The 3645-nt window shown below is 63.6% G+C and carries 3 protein-coding genes; 1 reads left to right on the top strand and 2 read right to left on the bottom strand.

Translation table 11 applies throughout. From position 1 onward, the window contains the following. On the bottom strand, nt 1-1536 hold a 1536-nt coding region (gene ilvA / locus QZZ60_RS10945), incomplete at its 3' end, for a threonine ammonia-lyase, biosynthetic (protein WP_295641342.1). 44 nt (nt 1537-1580) lie between these two features. Further along, complete coding sequence (locus tag QZZ60_RS10940) at nt 1581-2642, bottom strand: tRNA(5-methylaminomethyl-2-thiouridylate) methyltransferase (protein ID WP_295641340.1); 1062 nt, start codon at nt 2640-2642, stop codon at nt 1581-1583. Between the two features lie 201 nt (nt 2643-2843). Here QZZ60_RS10940 and recA point away from each other — a divergent pair. Beyond that, nucleotides 2844-3645 (top strand): recombinase RecA (gene recA, locus QZZ60_RS10935; RefSeq protein WP_295641338.1); only part of this gene is annotated, 802 nt, incomplete at its 3' end.

The raw sequence follows: 3645 nt of genomic DNA, 5'->3' as shown, positions 1-3645 counted from the left end.
GAGCGGCGAGAGGAATTTCTTGCAGGCCTCGTTGTCGGTTTCGTCCCACCAGGCGAAGCCGAGCTTGTCGAGGTTGGCGTAGAACTCACCGCACTGCTCGGGCGCGACTTCAAAGCCGCAGGCCACGCGGCCGTATTCCGCGCCGTGGTTGCGGTAGTGGAACATGGTCACGTTGAAGTTCGTGCCGAGGGTTTCGAGGAAGTGCAGCAGCGCGCCCGTGCGTTCCGGGAACTGGAAGCTCAGGATGTGCTCGTTCTTCACCACGCTCGGGGCGCGGCCGCCTATCATGTAGCGCACGTGACTCTTGGCAAAGGTGTTGCGCGTCATGTTGGTCACGCTGTAGCCCGCCTCGCGCAGGCCGCTTATGATGCGTTCAAGTTCGTCCATGCCTTCGGTGAGGCGCAGCGAGGTGAAGATTTCCGCCTGCGAGGGATCGGAGAAGCGGTAGTTGAATTCCGTCACCATGCGGTTGCCGAGCTTGCGGCACAGGTCGAGGAAGGCGCCCTTCTTTTCGGGGATGGTCACGGAAATGATGCCTTCGCGCTGTTCGCCCACCTCGCAGCGTTCGGACACGAAGCGCAGGGTGTGGAAGTTCATGTTGGCGCCGGAGAGTATGGCGGCCATGCGCGCGCCGGAAATGTCGTGTTCAGCGGCGTACTTCTTGAGGCCCGCAAGGGAGAGCGCGCCGGAGGGCTCGGCAATGGCGCGGGTGTCGTCGAAGATGTCCTTGAGCGCGGCGCAGATTTCGTCGTTGGAGCAGGTGATGATGTCGTCGAGGTTCTCGCGCAGCACGCGGAAGGTCTCGTCGCCGATGCGCTTCACGGCCACGCCGTCGGCGAACAGGGAAACGCGGTCGAGGGTGACGGGGGAGCCCGTCTCCCAGGCGGCCTTGAGGCAGGCGGAGCCCTTGGCTTCCACGCCTATGACCTTCACGTCCGGCAGAATCTGCTTGATGTACACGGCGATGCCCGCGGCAAGTCCGCCGCCGCCCACCTGCACGAACACGTGGGTGAGGCGGCCGTCCTGTTCCAGAAGCTCGCGGGCTATGGTGCCCTGACCGGCGATGACGTCGGAGTCGTCGTAGGGCGGGATGAGGGTGAGCCCCTCTTCCTTCGCAAGGCGCATGGATTCGGCGTAGGCCTCGTCGAAGCTGTTGCCGAAGAGCACCACGTTGCCGCCGAAGCGGCGCACCGCGTCCACCTTGATGTCGGGGGTGGTCCTTGGCATGACGATGGTGGCCTTCACGCCGAGCCTGGCGCCGGAAAGAGCGCAGCCCTGGGCGTGGTTGCCCGCGGAGGCGGCGATGATGCCGCGCTTCTTGGCCTCTTCAGGGAGCCTGGCGATCTTGTTGTACGCGCCGCGCAGCTTGAAGGAGTGCACGGGCTGGAGGTCTTCACGCTTGAGGCTGACGCGGCAGCCCACGCGCTCCGAGAGTTTTTCCATGTATTCGAGCGGCGTCACGCGGGCCACGTCGTACACGGGGGAAAGAAGTATTTTGCGCAGATATTCTGCTGGGGTCGGATGTTCGGTGGACATCGGGGAGCTCTCCTGTGCGCGTCTTTTGCGCGCCTTTGTGCGTGTTATGCTTTGCAGGATTTTCCGGGCTTGCGCAGGGCGTGCAACTCGTCGCGCGCACTTTCCCAGGTGGGTTCAAGAAAGGCGGTTTCCCGGCGGGGGGGGACTTCCACAAGGTTCGTCTGTCCGTTTGCGGTCACGCGCACGCTTATCCTCTGACCTTCCTCGGCGGCCCGGCAGGCCTTGGGGGAATAGGAGGCCACAAGCGAGGCCGCCTCGCGCACGGCTTCTTCGCTCCACGGGCGCGAGCTTCTGCCGAGAGCGATGGGCCCGGGGAATCCGGCCACCTTGAAGTGGATGTCGCCTCCGCGGATGAGGTCGGCGTAGATTTCGTTGTCGAACTTGTGGCGGCCTATGGTGAGCCAGAATTCGTCGTGCCAGAACTGACGGCCCACGTCGGCGAGCCTGAAGTCGTTCACGTCCGGGGAGTCGATGCGGGAGAGCACGGGCCAGAAGCGGCGGGTGTTTTCCTTTTCCGTGAGCTTGCAGCCGCCGCCGGGAGTGGGAATTTCCGTGATGCCAAATTTTTCGGCAAGGGCGAGCTGTTCCTTTCTGCCGCGGCCGTTCAGCGCAAGCAGGCGGGAGCGGTCGATGAGGCCTTCTTCTTCAGGAGCCGTGGGATCAAGAAGCTGCGCGCAGAGCGGCCGCACCAGAATGTCGCGCACGTCTGCGTCGCGGCGGATGACGTTGAGCGTGTCGCGCCGCTGCGACATGGGGCGCTGACCGAGCACTTCGCCGGACACGAGAAACTTTGCGCCGTATTCCTCCATGTGCGCCTTGGCAAGACCCATCATGAGGATCTTGCAGTCCACGCAGGGGTTCATGGCGCTGCCGAATCCGTGCGCCGGCCCCTTCTTCAGCATGTCCACGAAGGGGGCGGAGGCGTCTACGGCCGTGATGTCGAGCCCGTAGACCTGCTGCCAGTGCTCCACGCGGCCGGGATGACCGAAAAAGGGCGAGTAGAAGTGCAGGCACTTGATGGTCCTGCCCTGTTCCATAAGCAGACGGGCGGCCAGGATGCTGTCCAGACCCCCGGAAAAGAGTGCTATGCCGTCATAATTTTTCATGACTCTTTAGATAGATGGTATACGGCGCGCTGGCAAGTGTTTCTCTTGCTCCCCGGACGGCCTTTTGCTAATGTTCCCTGTCTGGGGTCTCTTTCCTTTATCGGAAGAGGCCGCCTCCGCACGGCGGCGCGTCCTTTCGCGCCCCGCCCCGGGCTGTCCCGGACCGTGCGGCAATATTCTCTAATTCAGGAGATGTCATCCATGGCGAAGAAGCCTCTTGTTTCCGCGGAAGATGCCCGCCGCGAAGCGCTCAAGACAGCCCTCAGCACCATTGAGAGAAAGTATGGTCAGGGCGCGGTCATGAAGCTGTCCGACGGGGCGCACGTGCATGTGCCGGTCATTCCCACCGGTTCCCTCGGCCTCGACCTGGCGCTGGGCATCGGCGGCGTGCCGCGCGGCCGCGTGACCGAAATCTACGGCCCCGAATCTTCGGGCAAGACGACGCTCACGCTGCACATCATCGCGGAATGCCAGAAGCTGGGCGGCGTGGCGGCCTTCATCGACGCCGAACACGCGCTTGACGTCTCCTATGCGGCGAGACTCGGCGTGAAGACCGACGAGCTGCTCATTTCCCAGCCCGATCACGGCGAACAGGCCCTCGACATCGCGGACATGCTGGTGCGTTCCGGCGCGGTGGACATCGTGGTCATCGACTCCGTGGCCGCCCTCATTCCTCAGGCCGAACTCGACGGCGCCATGGGCGAGACCCAGGTGGGCAGTCAGGCCCGCCTCATGTCGCACGCCATGAGAAAGCTCACCGGCACCATCCACAAGTCCCGCACCTGCGTCATCTTCATCAACCAGATACGCATGAAGATAGGCCAGATGGGCTACGGCAGCCCCGAAACCACCACCGGCGGCAACGCGCTCAAGTTCTACAGCTCCGTGCGCATGGACATACGCCGCGTGCAGACCCTCAAGGACCGCGACGAGGCCTACGGTTCCCTCACCCGCGTGAAGGTGGTCAAGAACAAGATGGCCCCGCCCTTCCGCGAAGCCAAGT

The organism is uncultured Mailhella sp. (assembly GCF_905187505.1).
GTDB lineage: Bacteria > Desulfobacterota > Desulfovibrionia > Desulfovibrionales > Desulfovibrionaceae > Mailhella.
This window is presented reverse-complemented; position numbering and strand designations above follow the sequence as displayed.